Origin of the sequence: Paenibacillus sp. UMB7766-LJ446 (assembly GCF_030226665.1) — a bacterium.
In the GTDB taxonomy this organism is placed as follows: domain Bacteria; phylum Bacillota; class Bacilli; order Paenibacillales; family Paenibacillaceae; genus Paenibacillus; species Paenibacillus vandeheii.
Genome location: NZ_JASOYM010000008.1, coordinates 245724 through 264073 on the forward strand (window position 1 = coordinate 245724; position 18350 = coordinate 264073).

Consider the following 18350-nt stretch of genomic DNA (forward strand, 5'->3'; position numbering starts at 1 on the left):
GGAGTGATAAAACCAATGAGTATGAAATGGATCGAGGTCATTATGCCGCAGCTGGCGGAATCGCTGGTCTCGGCTACCATTGCCAAATGGTTGAAAAAACCGGGTGACCGGGTTGAACAATACGAGCCAATCTGTGAAGTCATTACGGATAAAGTCAACGCAGAAATTCCGTCAACCGTGGATGGAATTATGGGTGACCTGTTGGTCGAAGAAGGCACGACCATTGCTGTTGGAGAAGCGATCTGCCGTATGCAGGTTGCTGCTTCCGATGAGGAAGCCTCAGAGCAGGTAACACCAACCACGCAGCAACATAATGAGGCCCAAGGCCATGTACAACAACGTGCGAGTTATACACCTGCGGCAGGTGCAGCGAGTACGGCAGTTCATGAACCCAATCAGCCAATGCGTAACCGGTATTCCCCTGCGGTGCAGACACTCGCAGCCGAACATGGCTTGAACTTGCAGAATATTCAGGGTTCTGGAGCAGGTGGTCGGATTACCCGTAAGGATGTGCTGGCTTACGTTGCACAAGGAGGTAACACAAGTGCTGTGCCAGTAGAGTCTTCTGTTTCAGGCCAGCATGCACCTTCAGGGGCGCCTTCTTCTTCACCGTTCAGCGGCCTGAACCGGAGCGTCGGAGAAACCGGCCCATCTACGGCGGAGTCTATCCCTGCAGCTGATGCAGGCGTTCCTGTAAGACATTCCGGTATACATCTGACTGAAAGTCCGAAAATCCCGCAAATCGAAGTCGAGGGTGGCGGCCAAGGAAGATCCGAATATTTCATCGACGTTACCCCTGTTCGCAATGCTATTGCACGTAATATGCGTCAAAGCGTATCAGAAATTCCGCACGCATGGACGATGATTGAAGTGGACGTGACCAATCTGGTAATGCTGCGCAACAAACTCAAGGATGAGTTTAAGCGTAAGGAAGGCATTAACCTGACGTATCTGTCCTTCATGATGAAGGGCGTCGTCAACGCCATTAAAGACTATCCAATCATGAACTCCGTTTGGGCTGTCGACAAAATTATTGTGAAACGGGATATCAACCTGTCCATGGCAGTCGGTACAGAAGATTCTGTACTGACACCTGTAATCAAACACGCGGATCAGCGCAATATTGCAGGGTTGGCCCGGGAAGTGGATGAGCTGGCACGTAAAACACGTGAAGGTACTTTGAAGCTGGACCATATGCAGGGCGGTACGTTCACGGTGAACAATACGGGATCATTTGGTTCGATTCTGTCGCAACCTATTATTAACTACCCGCAGGCGGCGATTCTTACATTTGAGTCCATCGTGAAGAAACCTGTGGTCATCAATGACATGATTGCTGTCCGTTCCATGGCGAACCTTTGTCTTTCCCTGGATCATCGTATTTTGGATGGGGTTATCAGCGGACGTTTCCTGCAACGTGTAAAAGAGAATCTTGAAGGATACACGATGGAATCGAAAGTGTATTAAGAGAGAGCGTATGCATCATTTCAATGACTTATTAATGATGCCCCGGCGCTGAATAGATGGATATTGGGAAAGTGTATGTGCCAAAGGCCGTGCACTTTTCCCGTTTTCTTCAATAATGCTCATCAGGCAATGAACATTGAAACAGAAGGGTGTGGAGAAATCATGAGCAAGCCGCTGGATGTTGTATACATACCGATGCTTGATTATGAAGAGGCTTGGAACCGCCAGAAAGCGATTGTGCAGCAACTGGATGAGGGAGAAGGAGCGGAACAGATGCTGTTGCTCCAGCATCCACCGACGTATACGATCGGTTCACAGAATCACCCGGAGCACCTGCTTCTCAGTGAAGATGAACTGCGGGAGCAAGGCATCTCCTTGTTTCAAATTGACCGCGGCGGTGATATTACTTATCATGGCCCTGGCCAATTGGTAGGTTACCCGCTGCTTGTTCTTGGACGGGATGAAGCTTTGGACTTACATGGCTATTTACGGTGTCTGGAGCAGATGATTATTGATTACCTGGCTGATCAGGGTATTGAAGCGGGACGCAAAGAGGGTTACACGGGTGTATGGATCGGAGATCTGAAAATTGCCGCCATCGGCGTGAAGTTCAATCGGTGTAAACATCGGCGTGGCTTCGTGACGAGTCACGGATTTGCTTTTAATATCACCTCAGGCATTCAGCACGCAGGTTTCCAGGGAATTATTCCTTGCGGCATTGAGCAGTATGGTGTGACCTCGCTCGAGGATATTACAGGCAAAACCTACACTGTGGAACAGGTTGCACAGGATATCGTTCCATACTTTAACCGGATTTTCCCGTATGAGATTACCTGGATTACAGAAAAAGAAGCCCTTCTCCGTCTGTAAGTCAGACAGTCAAAAGGCTTCAGGTTTCTATCCGAACAATAAAGGTTCGAGCGCAATGAAAAGGGTGGACCCAATCATGGCGAGCAGCATGAGATAGATAATGATGCGGAACCATTTCTTTTTTTGCATGATGAGAGAACTCCTTTCAACAAATGAATAAACAGACCATAGTAATTGTATTGTAACGTATTGACGAAAGGTAGGAAAGTCCTATGATAAAACAGCAGCGCGTTATTGATCAGTTTATGGAACTGGTGCAGATTGATAGTGAGACAACCCATGAACAGAATATATCCAAAGTGTTAAAAGAACAATTCACCCAGCTTGGCCTCAGCGTATATGAGGACGACACGATGGAGAAAACCGGACATGGCGCGGGTAATCTCGTGATTACCTGGGAAGCCGAGGGTGCGGAAGAAGCAGCGTCCATCTTTTTCACCTGTCATATGGATACCGTAACTCCTGGACAGGGAATTAAACCTGAGCTGGGTGAAGACGGCTGGATTCGCAGTGATGGCACGACCATTCTGGGTGCAGATGACAAGGCGGGAATTGCCGCTTTATTTGAAGCGATTCGAGCCATTCAAGAGAACAACATCCCTCACGGGAAAATTCAATTCGTAATTACTGTCGGTGAAGAATCGGGTCTGGTTGGTGCACGTGCAATGAATCCGAAGGATATTGAAGCCGAGTTCGGTTATGCCCTGGATTCCAACGGAGCTGTGGGTACAATTTGTGTGGCTGCTCCAGCCAGAGCGGAAATTCAAATGAACATCTATGGGAAATCCGCACATGCGGGCGTGAATCCGGAAGACGGCATCAGTGCCATTCAAGTGGCCGCCAAAGCAATTGCGGCGATGAAGCTGGGACGGATTGATGATGAGACTACGGCGAACATTGGCAAATTCCAGGGCGGTTCAGCACTGAACGTTGTCTGTGATTTTGTGCAGATCGAGGCTGAGGCACGCAGTATTGTGCAGGAGAAGGTAGAACTGCAAGTAGCTCAGTTGCGTGAAGCTCTGGAAACGACATGCAGCAAATATGGTGCAACCGCTGAATTCCGAAGTGAGATTCTGTATCCTGCATTTGGCTTCCATGATGAACACGAGGTTGTTCAGCTTGCACAGCGTGCTATTCGAAGCCTGGGGTTGGAGACCAGCACGTTTGCATCCGGTGGTGGCAGTGATGCCAACATTTTTAATGGGTTCAACATACCTACGGTCAACTTGGCTGTAGGCTATGAAGACATCCATACGACAAAAGAACGCATCCGCGCCGAGGATATTGTGAAGCTGGCCCAAGTAGTTGTGGCCATTATTCAGGAAACGGCTGCAAGTAAAAAGTAATTCAAGGAGACGGGGCTTAAACTCCCCGTCCTTCAACCAAAAAGTCCGAATCCGGTACAAACCGAGTTCGGACTTTTTGGCAAAACCATGTTATATTTCATGGGTACGACAGACCCTGAACAGAATCATTTGCGTCCAGCGAGCATATCGATTAATTTGGCTTCGGGACCCCACTCACGAACCCATTGTTTGAGGATGAGCTGGACTTGTCTGGCTTGTCCGACCACGTGTACGGATTGCGGTGTTAAATAACTGTTCATTGGTTGTCCCCCTGATTCGTTATATTGGCTTGAAATGGCTATAAGCTCACCATATGCCAAAAAACAGAGGTTTATACGTATAAAGAGAACCAAAATTTGAAGAAGTGGAGTTGAAGATCAGATGAACTCAACCAATCCTAAGCACCTGGCCAATCCAAAACTTGATGAAGAGACGATATCCACAGAGCCCATTTTCAAGGGTAAAGTCATTTCGCTACAGGTTGACACCGTGAAGCTGCCCAACGGCCAAACCGCTACCCGTGAGATTATCCGTCATCCTGGAGCAGTCGCAGTGCTCGCCCTGAATGGCGATCGCATGTTGGTGGTAGATCAGTATCGTCAAGCCATGGGACGTACCGAAGTGGAAATTCCGGCAGGCAAGCTGGACCCGGGAGAAGAACCTGAAGTGGCAGCAGCACGCGAATTGCGTGAAGAGACTGGTTATGTAGCCAAATCACTGCGGCATCTGCGTTCATTTTATACGTCACCAGGATTTGCGGATGAGATCATCCATTTGTACATCGCCGAAGAGCTGGAAGCAGGAGACATGGCTTTGGACGAAGATGAATTTCTCGAAGTGTCCGAGATTACGATTGAAGAGGCATACGAGTTGATGGATCAGAATCGGATTAGTGATGCCAAAACGATGATGGCTGTGTATGCATGGGATCTTTACAGAACGACAGGACGGTTTTAACGATGAATGAGCAACGGGCAGCGTCTGCGGGTTGGGATCCCTGTTATGCAGACCTCCACATTCACATTGGCCGAACCTCACGTGGTGAAGCTGTCAAAATCAGCGGCAGCCGGGATCTGACATTTGAGAACATTGCCAGGGAAGCCTCGGATCGCAAAGGAATTCATTTACTCGGTGTCATTGATTGCCACTCTCCGGTTGTGCAAATGGACATCGAACAGCTGCTGGAGAATGGCACGATGTCCGAACTTGAGGGAGGGGGCATTGCTTATCAGGATACAACCATCCTGCTGGGTACGGAATTGGAGCTGCGTGAACCGGGGATGCGGGAGTTTCATATGCTGGCCTACTTCCGTGATCTGAAAACGATGAAGTCCTTCACGGACTGGATGAAACGTTATATGAAAAATGTGAACCTGAGCTCTCAGCGGGTGTATGTCCCTGCGCTTGAGATGCAAGCCGAGATTAAAGCGCGGGGTGGTCTTGTTGTGCCAGCGCATGCTTTTACTCCGCATAAAGGCATATATGGCAGCACAGCCCCTCGTATGGCTGATGTGCTGGACCCAAGCCTGATCGATGCCGTCGAGCTTGGACTCAGCTCCGATTCATCCATGGCCAGCTACATTCGGGAGCTGGATCAAGTTCCTTTTCTGACCAACTCGGATGCTCATTCTCTGGGCAAGATTGGACGAGAGTATAACGAGTTGCAACTCGCAAAGCCTTCCTTTGACGAATTCAACATGGCACTCAAGGGACAGGAAGGCAGAAACATTACGGCCAACTATGGCTTGGATCCGAGACTTGGCAAATATCATCGTACCTATTGTGCAGCCTGTGGAAGCATTATGGATGAGCAAGCGATGTCGGCTGAACGCTGTCCACACTGTGGCAGTGTGAAGCTAGTGCAGGGTGTACTTGATCGCATATTGGCCATCGCTGATCGGGAGAGTCCGCATGTTCCAGCAAACCGGCCTGCTTATCACTATCAGGTGCCGTTGGAATTCATTCCAGGTTTGGGGAAAGCCAAGCTGCGCCAGCTGCTGGACCGTTTTGGTACGGAAATGAACGTATTGCATCGTACAAGTGAGGATGAACTTGCAAAGGTCGTTGGACCTGTTCTCGCAGGCCTTATCGTGGCGGCACGGAATGGTCAACTGGAATTGTCATCCGGAGGCGGAGGCACTTACGGAAAGGTGTCTAACAAGGAAAGAACAGAGTAGAGAAGTTTGCAGTAGGCTCATAAAGTGATTTAGCTAATGGGGTGTAGAAACGGTATTGGTCATGAAGAAGGAAGCTGAATCTTGGACAAGAGTCATACGTGTGCATTCCGGTTCATAAGAATGACTATGAGGATTACATTCGAAATCCTTGCAGCATGATAACCGGAAAGGGGACTCGCACCTGTATGCGCTCTGCCTACTTCACATTCAAAGGCCAAACCTCGTTATATGTATTCGTGGCTGTTTTGTTTCTGGTGGGTGTCATTTTTGGCGCCCTGATGGTCAACGCCCTGTCCCTTGAACAACGCCAGGATCTTGAAGGATATCTGGGCAATTTTTTCATGACGGTACAGCATAGCGGACAAGTCGTTGAAACCGGGACCTATTGGGACATTGCCATGCTTCATCTAAAATGGGTAGGTCTGATCTTCATTCTGGGTTTATCGGTCATCGGCCTGCCGGGCATACTGGTTCTGGATTTTCTGAAAGGTGTGCTTATTGGATTTACAGTGGGTTACCTTGTCGGACAGTATTCCTGGAAAGGGTTATTGTTTGCTCTGGTTTCCGTTGCACCTCATAATTTATTTGTGATTCCGGTACTGCTGATTTGCAGTGTGTCGGCCATGACCTTTTCCTTATATATTATTCGGAACCGTGTTCTGATGCAGCGGACGCCAGGCCGTCAGAAACCTTTTGCTTCTTACATGGTGTTGACTCTCGTTATGGCAGCGCTGCTGTTAGGGGTTGCGTCATTTGAAACATGGGTCACACCTGCGATGATGCGCTGGGTCACGCCGATGTTACTACCTGCTTAGCTTGCGCGGTGAACGTGTAAAATGTTGACTTTAATTATGTACTCCCCCTATAATGAAAGAAGTGGGTTAAGTTGCAGTGTGCAGTGATTTCCTAGGGGGAGGGAGAAAATGGAAGCACGGATCGATAAAATTAAGCAGCAACTACAGTCCCAAGGATATAAATTAACGCCCCAGCGGGAAGCCACCGTAAGAGTACTTCTTGAGAATGAAGAAGATCATCTGAGCGCAGAAGACGTATTCATGCTCGTGAAAGAAAAGGCTCCCGAAATCGGTCTGGCAACCGTGTACCGTACCCTCGAACTGCTGAGTGAGCTGCATGTTGTAGAGAAAATCAACTTCGGCGACGGTGTAGCGCGTTATGATCTACGCGGAGATACATCCAAGCATCACCATCATCACTTAATCTGTGTTCAATGCGGAAGTATGGATGAAATACGTGAAGACTGGCTTGGACCGCTTGAAGAGCGACTGGAGCGGGAATTTAACTTTTCGGTAGTAGATCACCGACTGGATTTCCATGGGATTTGTTACCGTTGCAAAGCTAAAAATGACCAGAAGCCCAAAGATGAAGAATAACATAGCATATCTTCAAGCTCTCACCGGCGGTTTTGACGGGAGAGCTTTTTTGGTCCAGCGTGTGATGTGAGGTTTACCCTGAATGTCATATTCCTGTGTTTGCGGACATACCCTGATTCTAGACGAATCAGTTCGAACCAGGAGGGGGTACAACCCATGATTATATCGCTGCGGAGAGGGCTCCGTTTTATTCGATTTATCGTATTTTTTGCTGCATTAGTTTATCTGTTCTATCATGTCCTGGATTTGTTCAACGGCTGGATCTCACCTGTGGACCAATATCAGATGCCAACAGGAAATGCGGTTAAAGTATTTCAGGAAACGGTTTGGCCTAGTAACGGGGAAGGACGTCCTACGATGGCAGAGCGTCTCCGTTTATTCTACTGGTACGGAGAGTAGCTGGACAGCCAGGGATGCAAATACTGAAGCAGGGTGCCCGTGTGGCAGTCCTGTCAGATGAGGAGCGTTGTGCATGAAGCAGACGATACACGCCTATGCCTTATACTTGGAAGAGGATAAAGGGATGTCGAGCAGCACGCTGGAATCGTATCTTCGGGACGTGGACAAGTTCATCGAATTTGCGGATAAAGAATACGGTATCCGGGAAGCGGAGCAGGTACGCCGGACGCATGTGATCCTGTTTATAGGTCAGCTGAAACAGGCAGGTCGTGCGAATGCTACCATTGCTCGCAGTGTCGTATCCCTGCGCTCCTATTTTCATTTTTTGATGCGGCGTGGTGAGATATTACAGGACCCCACGTTTGATGTGGAGGCTCCAAAAGCAGACAAGACACCACCACAGGTGTTAACCATCCAAGAGATCGAATTGTTGCTCGCATCCCCCGATACTCGTTCACCGCAGGGGGTTCGTGACCGGGCCATGCTGGAACTATTGTATGCAACAGGCATTCGCGTCTCCGAACTGATTGCGCTGGACGTTAGGGATGTACAACCAGGTATGCGCTTTATCCGTTGTGGAGGTGCCGGCAAAGAACGAATTTTGCCCATAGGTGCGCCCGCAGCGCAGTGGGCGAGTGTTTATGTGAATGAGTATCGCAACCTGTTAATCAAAAATGAGGCGGACGAGCAGGCTCTCTTTGTCAACGTGTCCGGCAGAAGATTAACCCGTCAGGGCTTCTGGAAGTTGCTCAAAAAAGCAGCGGTGGATGCGGGAATCTCAGGCGAAATTACGCCGCATACGCTGCGTCACTCCTTTGCCGCTCATCTGATTGCCAGTGGGGCAGATACACGTGCGGTGCAGGACATGCTCGGTCATGTGGAGCAGCCTGGGCAGCAGTATGGACATCATGGTCGCAAAACGATGAAAGAGATATATGAATCTCATCATCCGCGGGCAAAATAGTTTTTATATGGTTATAAATCTGCAAAAAAAAGCGGAACAATAGACCGATTTAGGATAAAATAAATTGAACACAAGTAAACGCCGTTATACATAAGCAAATGCATCAATTCAGTGTGTATGATTCGATTGTTGCATTTGCGGATACAGACGGAACGTTTCAACTCAAGGGGGAACATCTTATGACAGCATTAAACCAACAGATGATTTTGGAAGCGGCATCTTACATCCAAAGCAAAAGTTCCATTAAGCCGGAAGTCGGTTTGATTTTAGGTTCAGGACTTGGCATTTTGGCAGAACTGATTGAAGATGGCGTCAGCATCGCCTATCAGGATATTCCGCATTTTCCGGTGTCCACAGTCGAGGGACATGAAGGCGAATTACTGGTTGGAACCATTAAAGGCCGTCCGGTCGTCATGATGAAAGGTCGTTTCCACATGTACGAAGGATATGGCCCTGAACTGACAGCCTTCCCGGTACGTGTTATGAAAGAACTGGGTGTGACTTCCTTGCTCGTAACGAACGCAGCAGGTGGTGTGAATACCTCATATGAAGCCGGTGACCTGATGCTGATCTCGGATCATCTGAATCTCACAGGCAAGAATCCGTTAATCGGACCGAATGACTCCGCCTTGGGTGTGCGCTTCCCGGATCTGTCCGAAGCCTATAGCCGTCGTTTACGCGCGCTGGCGAAGGACACGGCCGCTTCACAAGGTTTTGATGTACGTGAAGGTGTATACGCAGGTATGCTCGGTCCGAACTACGAGACACCAGCTGAGATCGTGATGCTGCGTACACTGGGTGCAGATGCTGTGGGCATGTCGACGGTTTCCGAAGTCATCGTGGCACGCCACGCCGGCCTGGAAGTGCTGGGTATCTCCTGTATCAGCAACATGGCTGCCGGCATTCTGGACCAGCCGTTATCGCATGATGAGGTTATGGAGACGACAGAGCGTGTTCGTGAATCTTTCTTGGCCCTTGTTCTGGCTGTTATTCCACAAATGTAAGTTGTAATATAGATAAGCAATCTTCCCTCGTGAGAATCATTGGGGCAGATTGCTTTTTTTATTGCTTTGCTGTAACAAGCTGCTCATCAACGAAGTGAGTACAGGCTCGTTTTTTTGTATTTCACACCGATTACATAAAAAGTTCGGGAAATCATTCTTTACATGGAATAATTTAGTCCAAACGGGCCGACAATGATTAGCAGTACATGCATGGAACATGCAGTAAGCAAGTCATTTGAGGAGGTAACCCTAGTGAAGAAACGAATAATGGCATCGTTCATGACCCTTTGTATTCTGCTGCCCATGGTGGCATCAACAGCGCTGGCTGAAGAAAAACCGAAAGCTGCGGGAGGAGCAGATCTGGCCCCGTCGGCACGCTCCGCCATTTTGATGGATGCGGATACGGGCACGGTTATTTTTGAAAAAAACAGTCATGATCAGCTGCCTCCGGCGAGCATTACGAAGATTATGACCATGCTGCTCACCATTGAAGCGGTCGACTCGGGCAAGCTAAAGATGACGGATAAAGTGAGAACGAGTGAATATGCCGCATCCATGGGTGGATCACAGATTTTTCTGGAGCCTGGAGAAGAGATGACGGTCGATGATATGTTAAAAGGCATTGCCATGGCATCCGGTAATGATGCCTCTGTAGCGATGGCCGAAAAAATTGCCGGCTCCGAGGAAGCCTTTGTGCAGCTAATGAATGAGCGCGCGAAGGAGCTCGGCATGAAGGATACTCATTTTTCCAACTGTAACGGCTTGCCAGTAGAGAACCACTATTCTTCCGCCCATGACATTGCGGTCATGAGTCGTGAGCTGCTGAAGCATCCCGGGATCACGAAATATACAGGAGCATACCAGGACTACCTTCGTAAAGATAGCGAGAAGCCATTTTGGCTGGTAAATACCAACAAGTTAGTTCGTTTCTACTCCGGTGCAGACGGATTGAAGACAGGATATACATCCGAAGCCAAGTTCTGTCTTTCGGCTACAGCGATGAAGGACGGGCTGCGTACCATCGCGGTTGTACTTGGAGAACCCAATACGAAAACACGGAACAGTGAAGTTTCCTCGATGTTTGACTATGCTTTTGGGCAATACACGATGAAAGCTCTGTACAAGTCAGGGGACCTGCTGGGCAGCTTGAAAATTGAAAAAGGTGAAGTGTCCGAATTGCCGCTGAATGCAACGCAAAATTATAGTGTTCTGATGCGCAAAGGTGCGAAATCGGATGAGATTCGTCATGAATTGCTGATGGCAAAAGAATTAAAAGCTCCGGTTAAAGCAGGTCAGAGTGTAGGTAAACTTGTCGTCTACCAGGGCAACGAGGTAATTAAGGAATTCGACATTCAGGCTCCGCAGGATGTGAACAAGGCTGGCTGGTGGAAGCTGTTTAAACGCACAACCTCCAAGTTGTTCGATTAAGTGGCGATTGATGCAGGGTACGTACATCCTTTGAACATATTTTGTAGTTAAATAGGGGTTTTCTTCTAGTTTTGTCGGGGGGCAGGAAAAGCCTTCGGAAACGTAGAAATCTTTGTTCAAGACAGGGAGGAGAGTGAGCAAACGTGAACTTGCATGTGGAAATGGAACATCACCGCGGGATTCTGATTGTGCGATTATCCGGGGAGCTGGATCACCATACAGCTGACATGGTACGGATGCAGATGGATGAAGCTATTCAGCGCAGACAATGCGAGCATCTGGTACTCAGCCTGAAAGATCTGCAATTTATGGACAGTTCGGGTCTGGGTGTCATTTTGGGAAGATACAAGCTCATTAAGAATAAAGGCGGCAAGATGGTTGTCTGTGATGTTAATCCGCCAGTGTATCGTTTGCTGGAAATGTCGGGATTGTTCAAGATTATGCCGATTTACGAAAATGAGGGAACTGCTCTCTCAGGTCTGGAGGTCGTCTCATGAATGAAGGAACGGGGGCAAATTTCATGAATCTGCAATTCGCGGCCAAGTCGGAGAACGAATCGTTCGCCCGGGTGACGGTTGCTGCCTTCATCTCCCAGCTTGATCCTACGATGGACGAGCTCAGTGATCTGAAGACGGTCATCTCGGAAGCCGTAACGAACAGCATCATCCACGGTTACAATAACAATCCGGAAGGTGTCGTGTCCATTCAAGCCGAGATTCGCGATGACATGATTACCATTATTGTGGAAGACCGCGGTGAAGGCATCGAAGATCTTGAACTGGCCAAACAGCCGCTTTATACGTCCAAACCCGAACTTGAGCGCTCGGGCATGGGTTTCACCATTATGGAAAACTTCATGGATGAATTCGAAGTCAGCAGTGAGCCCGGCAGAGGCACCTCCATCAAGATGAAGAAGAGGATCGAATCCAAGAAAGCATTGTATAATTAGGGGTTGGTGTTCTTATGGATGCTGAAGTGAAACAGTCTTCACAGACCTATTTGGACGATGCCGAGGTCAAACGGCTGATTGCGCTCAGTCAGTCGGGTGACAATGTCGCGCGGGATACGCTGGTGAACTGCAACATCAGACTCGTCTGGTCCGTCGTACAACGTTTTATGAACAGGGGATATGAGCCGGAAGATCTATTCCAGATTGGTTGTATCGGGCTGCTCAAATCGGTGGATAAATTCGATCTCAGTTATGATGTGAAATTCTCCACCTATGCGGTACCAATGATCATCGGAGAAATTCAGCGCTTCCTGCGGGATGACGGTACGCTTAAGGTCAGTCGTTCACTCAAGGAAATGGCGAATAAAGTCCGTAAAAAAAGGGACGAACTGTCCAAACACCTCGATCGTCTGCCAACGATTAAGGAAGTGGCTGAAGAGCTGGGGGTTACCCCGGAGGAAGTGGTATTTGCCCAGGAAGCCAACAAACCGCCGACATCCATTCATGAGACAGTGTTTGAGAATGACGGCGATCCGATTACATTGATGGACCAGATTGCTGACGAGTCTCAGGAACGGTGGTTTGACAAACTGGCTCTAAACGAAGCGATCGGTGGTCTCAGTGAACGGGAACGGCTGATTGTATACCTCCGGTATTATCGGGATCAGACCCAGTCCGAGGTCGCCAGCAGGCTGGGCATATCCCAGGTGCAGGTGTCACGGCTGGAGAAAAAAATACTTCAATCCATCCGCGACCAGATCGCACAGTGATTTGTGGATTACAGACAACAATATTGGTGATAAATCATCAATATACGACAACTAACAACCTTCTATCGCACGTTAATATGCGAAGAAGGTTATTTGTCGTTGACCTGGATGGGTTTGGGTTTGGAGCGATTTGATTGCAATAGTACGATCAATCCAATGATACATGCAGTCCCCAGCCATTGAAATAAACCAAAAGGTTCATTCAACCAGATCACTGTCGTGCCAACAGCAGCAAGAGGTTCAGCGCTTCCCATTAGACTTGTTTCTTTCGCTGTCAGGCTTTTTAAACTTTCGATATAGAACCAGAATGCAATCATCGTTCCAAAAATAATGGTAAATGCCAAGTATCCGTAGGTTTCCATACGCAAGCTGACAAAGTCCATTTTCCACGGTGGGTGGATGAGACTCAATGCAGCCCCTCCGATAATCATTGCCCAGCCTACCACAACGAGTGAATCAAACTTTTCAATCAGTTTCACAGCATAGAGGGTATAGAAGGCAGCAGCAACTCCGGATAAAAGTCCCCACAATACTGCGGGTAACGCCACAGACAATTGAGAGAGAGAACCATTGGTCAGCAGAAGAAAACACCCGCTTAGTGCCAGAATCGCCGACGTAACATCCTTTCTGGTCAGAGCAGCCTGTCTTCGCCAGATCATATAGATCATGATCATAACAGGTGACAGATATTGAAGGAGGGTGGCTACTGCGGAGTTGCCATGTTGAATGGACGCCATGTACGTATACTGAACAGCCAGCATCCCGAATAAACCGAAAATGATTAGCTGCAAGGCTGTTTTTCTGCTTTTCCACATATCAAAAATTTGCGAGCGCCGTGGTGTTAAGGATTGCACTCCGAGAAGCAGTATGCCGGCAATCAGCAGTCGTACCGTTACAAACCAGTTGACCTCGATTCCGTATTGTTGAAACAGCTTTTGAGAAACCGTTCCGCCAATGCCCCAGCATATCGCTCCTGTAAGAACGAAGCAGATGCCTGTTTTTCTAGATCTTTGAATAGGTATTTTCATGGATAGTGCCCTCACCTTGATATAAGAATAGTGATATCTTAAGATGAAATAGGCTATAATAATATCAATATCGCACAGATAAATATAAATATATTGAGATGAGAGAATATGCTTAAGACAGAATTCAGGATTGATCAAAACGGGAGGGAGCTGACGGAGCATCGTACGGTTACACTGCCTGTGGCGTGTTATAAAACCACAATTGTACGCAATGTTCACGGGCATATTCCTTTACACTGGCATGATGAATTGCAGTTTGTCTTGGTTGTCCAGGGAGAAGCTCTTTTCCATGTGAATGATCAAAAGATCGTTGTGTCGCAAGGCGACGGGCTGTTTATCAACAGTGGTTCCATGCATATGGCAGAAGACAAACGTAAGAACGATAATTGTATTTATCTCTGTTTGAACCTGTCTCCCTATTTTGTCGTCCCTTCTGAGTTATATGTGCAGTATGTTCATCCTTACATCTCAGCCACGAATTTACCTTATCTTCTGATCAAAGAAGAACTACCTTGGGGAGCTCAAATCCTGGACGCCATCCGTGATATTAAAAAGAATCTGGATGAGCAGCCTCCATTGTACGAAATAAATGTAGCTTCACACCTCTTGACGATGTGGAAACATCTGATTACGAGTGGCTATGCGCTGGAATATGATCCATCAGAAGTCCTCAAAAGCAGGCGAATGAAGGACATGGTCGAATGGATTCACATGCACTTTGCTGATTCAATCAAACTGGAGGATATAGCAAGGGCGGGTCAGTTAAGCCGTTCGGAGACATGCCGTTATTTCAAGCAAATGTTGAAGACGACACCCATGCAATATGTTATCGATTATCGCATCCGAAAGAGCGTGGAGCTGTTACAAATCCCAGATTATAGCATTACTCAGATTGCTTATGAAGTCGGTTTTAATAGCACGAGTTATTTTATCAACCAATTTCGCAAAAGCATGCAAATCACCCCGTTAAAGTTCAGAAGGGAATTGGAGTTGAGAAATAAGGAGGGGATTAGACATTGAACAAAAAAAGCCCGATCCCCAAGTTTCTTACCAGTCTATCCATAAGATTTTCTCCTCTCAATAAGTCGCTATAGCGGCTTTTTTTAATCTGAAAAAAGGGTTCTAACAAAAAAATATAGCCTTAATTCTCAGCTTATAAATCCTACTACCACCCCCAGAATATTTATTGCAGACCTTTGGAAAAAAAGGGAGCCGTGCAGCGGAGGGATGGAATCGGACAAAGGAGCGAAGCCTCGAGGTGGTTTCTAATACACTAGCAACGTAAGCGGCAGAATAAACCTGAAGAAGCGAAGCGTTCGCCTTTGTCTCCAAATTTATACACTAGTAGAAATCAATCAAGAAAATTTGGAGACAACAGCGATCGGAAGGTTGGTCTGCTGCTGGAGTGCCCGCGTGTTTTTCCTCATACCTCACCCCTGAAAGTTTATTACAGACCTTTGGAAAAAAGGACCCGTGCAGCGGAGGGATGGAATCGGACAAAGGAGCGAAGCGTTCGCCTTTAGCACCGGATTTCCTCCTTGATAAAGGAGATTCAAGAAATCCGGGGATAACAGCGACCGTGGCCGATCCATCCCGAAGCGCCCGCAGGGTCCACACAACCTTTTTCCAACAGAATGTAATAAATTTGCACATTCTTCAAATACTAACCTAAATTACGCAGTAAAGGAGTGTTTCGGATGTCACTGACACCCACTCCAACGGTCTATGTTCGTTTGCGCAGCCGTATTCGCATCCAGAGGGGCCGAAGCGTCAAGCTTGGAGATGTCGCTCACTTGCTCACCTCTCCCGAAGAACAGGAAAGAAAGCTGCTTGAGCTCGAATTGCTGCGCCCCGGACCGGAGGACGGCAATCTAATCCTCATTGATATATTGCAGATCATTCCTCAGATCCGTCGGGTCTTGCCAGATGTCACCGTTGAATTAATCGGATCGGGCCATACGCTCGTTGAGGTGGTTGTGGGAAGTGGCAAGCCTTCCAAATCTCTGTTTATCTTGGTGTGGCTGCTGCTTTTCTTTGGATCAGCATTGACTATTATGAATTTTCATGCAGACGTCAACATGCAGGAAGTTCAGATTCGAATTGTAGAGATGATTACAGGCCGCCGGGATGAGCATCCGTATCTGTTTCAGGTGGCGTATTCTATCGGGATCGGGTTTGGTATGGCCGTGTTCTTCAATCATTTATTCAAGAAAAAGTGGAATGAAGAACCTACCCCTTTGGAAGTAGAAATGTTCCTATATCAGCAAAATGTAGACAAGTACGTAGTGATTGAAGAAACCGAACGTATACATGAAGAGGAACGCAGGGAGATGAATGCGGATGAGCGTTCTTAACGGAGCAATCAGCATTGTGCTGGGAATTGCGGGGGGAATCGCCGTAGGAAGTGGTGTAATTGCGCTGATTCTCGTGCTCGATATGATCCCCAGATTGGCACAGCTTACGCGTACTTACGATAAAACCCATTGGTATGAAGGGGCCTTGATTGGAGGTTCGCTGCTCGGTACCGTTGCGGATTTTTGGCACTGGAAAGTTCATGGCGTACTGCTGCTCAGCCCGATCATCGGACTATTTTGCGGTGTGTTCATTGGTCTGCTTGCTGCGGCACTCACGGAAGTGCTTAATGTGCTTCCTGTACTGGCGAAACGACTGGGCATGAAATCTTATTTGTTTGGATTGCTGCTTGCCATGATTTTGGGGAAGATGACAGGCTCCCTGTTTGACTTTTTTGTATACCAGCGTTAGAACGTTAGGCCAAAGGAGGATGGGAAATGGACGTACGATCGGGCAACGACGGGCAGGACTCCAACGAAGCAGCATCCGAAGAGAAGATGCATCAATCTAATTATGAGATTCAGGAGGAAGAAGAAAAGAAGGCTCACCAAAAGAAGAAGCAAAATGAAATGTCTGACAGTATCGAGGAATCGGTGAAATATTGGCAGGAAAACGACGATATCTCCCCTCGCATGAGTGATAACAAATATACGCTTCAGCAAGTGTTGGGACTTGGAGAGTCCTTCGATGTGAATATGAGGGAAATGGTCTTGGGCGGCAAACGCGTTGGATTGTTGCTGCTGACTGGATTTGCGAAAGATGAGATTCTGCTCGAAGTATTAAAAAGGTTAACCTATCTTACACCGGAGCAAGTGTCCGGACATGCATTAAAGTCGTATTTCGAATGTTACATTCCTCATATTCAAGTTGAGCGAGTGGAGAAAATGAGTGCCGTCATCAACAAGGTCCTCACAGGCATGAGTGCCATGTTTGTTGAAGGGGACCGTTCCGTCATTATTATGGATACGCGCAGCTATCCAGTACGCTCACCAGAGGAACCTTCGCTGGAGAGAGTGGTGCGTGGTTCAAGAGACGGGTTCACGGAGACACTTCTGACCAACGTGGCGTTAGTGCGTCGAAGAATACGGGACCCTGGATTAAAATTTGAAATTATGCAGGTAGGCCGGAGATCTCAAACGGATGTCTGTGTTGTATATATTGACGATATCGTGGACAAGGTTCAGGTGGATTCCGTTCGTGAAAAGATCAAACGTGTGAATATCGACGGCATCCCTGCTGCCGATAAGCAGCTTGAAGAGGCGATTATTAACAAGGGATGGCACCCGTATCCGTTAGTTCGCTATTCGGAAAGACCGGATGTGACGGCTTCCCATCTGATTGACGGACGGGTTGTTATTTTTGTAGATACATCACCCAGTGTGATGATTCTGCCGACGACTTTTTTTGACTTATGCGAGCATGCGGAAGAGAACAGACAGACAGCGTTTATGGGAACCTATCTGCGCTGGGTACGATTTGGAGGTATTCTGATTTCGCTTTTCCTGCTGCCGTTATGGTTGTTGATGGTTATTGACCCTGCCATCAAACCAACAGGAATGGAGTTCATCGGTCCTCACGAGAATGCAAAATTGCCGCTGATTTTGCAGTTCCTGCTTATTGAATTCGGGGTGGATTTATTACGGATGGCAGCAGTACATACCCCTACGCCACTCGCTTCGGCCATGGGTTTGATTGCGGCCATTTTGGTCGGGGATATCGCTGTGAAAACGGGTTATTTTGTGAATGAAGTTGTACTGTATATGGCTATCGCCGCGATCGGCATGTTTGCAACCCCCAGTTATGAGCTTGGTTTGGCGAATCGGTTGGTCAGGTTGTTCTTGTTAGTGGCTGTGGCGATCTTCAAGGTTCCTGGATTCGTTGTCGGGACGACGTTTATTATCGTAGCTCTCACCTTGCATCGCTCGTACAACTCTTCGTATCTCTGGCCGTTCATACCGTTTAATGCAAAGGCTTTGGGTAACTTTTTGTTCCGTTTACCGCTATTGGAGAATAAAAAACGTCCTTCAATCAATAAAACGCGTGACAATACCAAAATGGACGATGATCCAGACGGGAAACTGGAAAAAAGTAAAAAACACAAATGATCAGCCGAAAAATCCATTCTTCTCATTTTCTAATTTGATATACTGGTGTAAAATCATTGGAATAACAGCTGTTCCAGTATATAAAAAAGTGAGGAATGCA

At 47.6% G+C, this 18350-nt stretch carries 21 protein-coding genes; 18 read left to right on the forward strand and 3 right to left on the reverse strand.

Going from position 1 to position 18350, the window contains the following annotated elements:
- The first annotated feature begins 15 nt into the window (after window positions 1-15).
- Together QP794_RS20540 and lipB are read left to right on the forward strand one after the other, a co-directional pair.
- Window positions 16-1467 carry a dihydrolipoamide acetyltransferase family protein gene (locus QP794_RS20540; protein ID WP_285078657.1) on the forward strand — a complete coding sequence of 484 codons (1452 nt, stop codon included), beginning with the start codon at window positions 16-18 and terminating at the stop codon, window positions 1465-1467.
- A gap of 162 nt (window positions 1468-1629) precedes the next feature.
- A complete protein-coding gene (lipB, locus tag QP794_RS20545; protein WP_079349460.1) occupies window positions 1630-2337 on the forward strand; it encodes a lipoyl(octanoyl) transferase LipB in 708 nt (235 codons plus the stop codon).
- A 27-nt stretch (window positions 2338-2364) separates the two neighbouring features.
- On the opposite strand, the gene prli42 is transcribed toward lipB, so the two are convergent.
- Window positions 2365-2466 (reverse strand): stressosome-associated protein Prli42, encoded by a 102-nt coding sequence (prli42, locus tag QP794_RS20550; RefSeq protein ID WP_090810668.1) that lies wholly within the window; start codon window positions 2464-2466, stop codon window positions 2365-2367.
- An 83-nt stretch (window positions 2467-2549) separates the two neighbouring features.
- Between prli42 and QP794_RS20555 the strand changes: the two genes are divergently transcribed.
- The gene (locus tag QP794_RS20555) at window positions 2550-3683 is read left to right on the forward strand and encodes a M20/M25/M40 family metallo-hydrolase (protein WP_285078658.1); all 1134 of its coding nucleotides are present in this window, start codon (window positions 2550-2552) and stop codon (window positions 3681-3683) included.
- Window positions 3684-3808: 125 nt separating this feature from the next.
- Here QP794_RS20555 and QP794_RS20560 read toward each other — a convergent pair whose 3' ends face one another.
- On the reverse strand, window positions 3809-3943 hold the full coding sequence (locus tag QP794_RS20560; RefSeq protein ID WP_143805505.1) for a Z-ring formation inhibitor MciZ: 135 nt from the start codon (window positions 3941-3943) through the stop codon (window positions 3809-3811).
- A 121-nt stretch (window positions 3944-4064) separates the two neighbouring features.
- Here QP794_RS20560 and QP794_RS20565 point away from each other — a divergent pair, with 121 nt between their 5' ends.
- The 11 genes from QP794_RS20565 (at window position 4065) to sigF (ending at window position 12765) form a co-directional block, all read left to right on the forward strand.
- On the forward strand, window positions 4065-4640 hold the full coding sequence (locus QP794_RS20565; RefSeq protein WP_024630964.1) for an NUDIX domain-containing protein: 576 nt from the start codon (window positions 4065-4067) through the stop codon (window positions 4638-4640).
- 2 nt (window positions 4641-4642) lie between these two features.
- Window positions 4643-5860, forward strand: coding sequence for an endonuclease Q family protein (locus tag QP794_RS20570; protein WP_285078659.1), 1218 nt, complete (start codon window positions 4643-4645; stop codon window positions 5858-5860).
- 185 nt (window positions 5861-6045) lie between these two features.
- Entirely contained in the window at window positions 6046-6675 is a 630-nt protein-coding gene (gene spoIIM / locus QP794_RS20575) for a stage II sporulation protein M (protein WP_053784440.1), read from the forward strand.
- 108 nt (window positions 6676-6783) lie between these two features.
- The gene (fur, locus tag QP794_RS20580; protein ID WP_024630961.1) at window positions 6784-7251 is read left to right on the forward strand and encodes a ferric iron uptake transcriptional regulator; all 468 of its coding nucleotides are present in this window, start codon (window positions 6784-6786) and stop codon (window positions 7249-7251) included.
- 156 nt (window positions 7252-7407) lie between these two features.
- Window positions 7408-7650 carry a DUF4227 family protein gene (locus QP794_RS20585; RefSeq protein WP_024630960.1) on the forward strand — a complete coding sequence of 81 codons (243 nt, stop codon included), beginning with the start codon at window positions 7408-7410 and terminating at the stop codon, window positions 7648-7650.
- A gap of 73 nt (window positions 7651-7723) precedes the next feature.
- A complete protein-coding gene (locus QP794_RS20590) occupies window positions 7724-8614 on the forward strand; it encodes a tyrosine recombinase (protein WP_079349456.1) in 891 nt (296 codons plus the stop codon).
- Between the two features lie 179 nt (window positions 8615-8793).
- Window positions 8794-9618 (forward strand): purine-nucleoside phosphorylase, encoded by an 825-nt coding sequence (locus QP794_RS20595; RefSeq protein WP_076291905.1) that lies wholly within the window; start codon window positions 8794-8796, stop codon window positions 9616-9618.
- 303 nt (window positions 9619-9921) lie between these two features.
- Window positions 9922-11046, forward strand: coding sequence for a D-alanyl-D-alanine carboxypeptidase family protein (locus tag QP794_RS20600; RefSeq protein ID WP_285078716.1), 1125 nt, complete (start codon window positions 9922-9924; stop codon window positions 11044-11046).
- 143 nt (window positions 11047-11189) lie between these two features.
- Window positions 11190-11543 carry an anti-sigma F factor antagonist gene (gene spoIIAA, locus QP794_RS20605; protein ID WP_036663380.1) on the forward strand — a complete coding sequence of 118 codons (354 nt, stop codon included), beginning with the start codon at window positions 11190-11192 and terminating at the stop codon, window positions 11541-11543.
- Complete coding sequence (spoIIAB, locus tag QP794_RS20610) at window positions 11540-11995, forward strand: anti-sigma F factor (protein ID WP_024630955.1); 456 nt, start codon at window positions 11540-11542, stop codon at window positions 11993-11995. The genes spoIIAA and spoIIAB overlap by 4 nt, the downstream gene beginning before the upstream one ends.
- 14 nt (window positions 11996-12009) lie before the next feature.
- Window positions 12010-12765: an RNA polymerase sporulation sigma factor SigF gene (gene sigF, locus QP794_RS20615; RefSeq protein ID WP_285078660.1), complete on the forward strand. Its 756-nt coding sequence runs from the start codon at window positions 12010-12012 to the stop codon at window positions 12763-12765.
- Window positions 12766-12854: 89 nt separating this feature from the next.
- Here sigF and QP794_RS20620 read toward each other — a convergent pair whose 3' ends face one another.
- Window positions 12855-13793, reverse strand: a complete 939-nt coding sequence (locus tag QP794_RS20620; protein ID WP_285078661.1) for a DMT family transporter — start codon at window positions 13791-13793, stop codon at window positions 12855-12857.
- A 108-nt stretch (window positions 13794-13901) separates the two neighbouring features.
- Between QP794_RS20620 and QP794_RS20625 the strand changes: the two genes are divergently transcribed.
- From QP794_RS20625 to QP794_RS20640, 4 genes are all read left to right on the forward strand, one after another.
- On the forward strand, window positions 13902-14813 hold the full coding sequence (locus tag QP794_RS20625) for an AraC family transcriptional regulator (RefSeq protein ID WP_285078662.1): 912 nt from the start codon (window positions 13902-13904) through the stop codon (window positions 14811-14813).
- 677 nt (window positions 14814-15490) lie between these two features.
- A complete protein-coding gene (locus QP794_RS20630; RefSeq protein WP_285078663.1) occupies window positions 15491-16147 on the forward strand; it encodes a stage V sporulation protein AA in 657 nt (218 codons plus the stop codon).
- Window positions 16134-16556, forward strand: a complete 423-nt coding sequence (locus QP794_RS20635; protein WP_024630950.1) for a stage V sporulation protein AB — start codon at window positions 16134-16136, stop codon at window positions 16554-16556. Before QP794_RS20630 ends, QP794_RS20635 begins: the two co-directional genes overlap by 14 nt.
- Window positions 16557-16642: 86 nt before the next feature.
- Window positions 16643-18250, forward strand: a complete 1608-nt coding sequence (locus QP794_RS20640) for a spore germination protein (protein ID WP_483311933.1) — start codon at window positions 16643-16645, stop codon at window positions 18248-18250.
- Window positions 18251-18350: the final 100 nt, after the last annotated feature.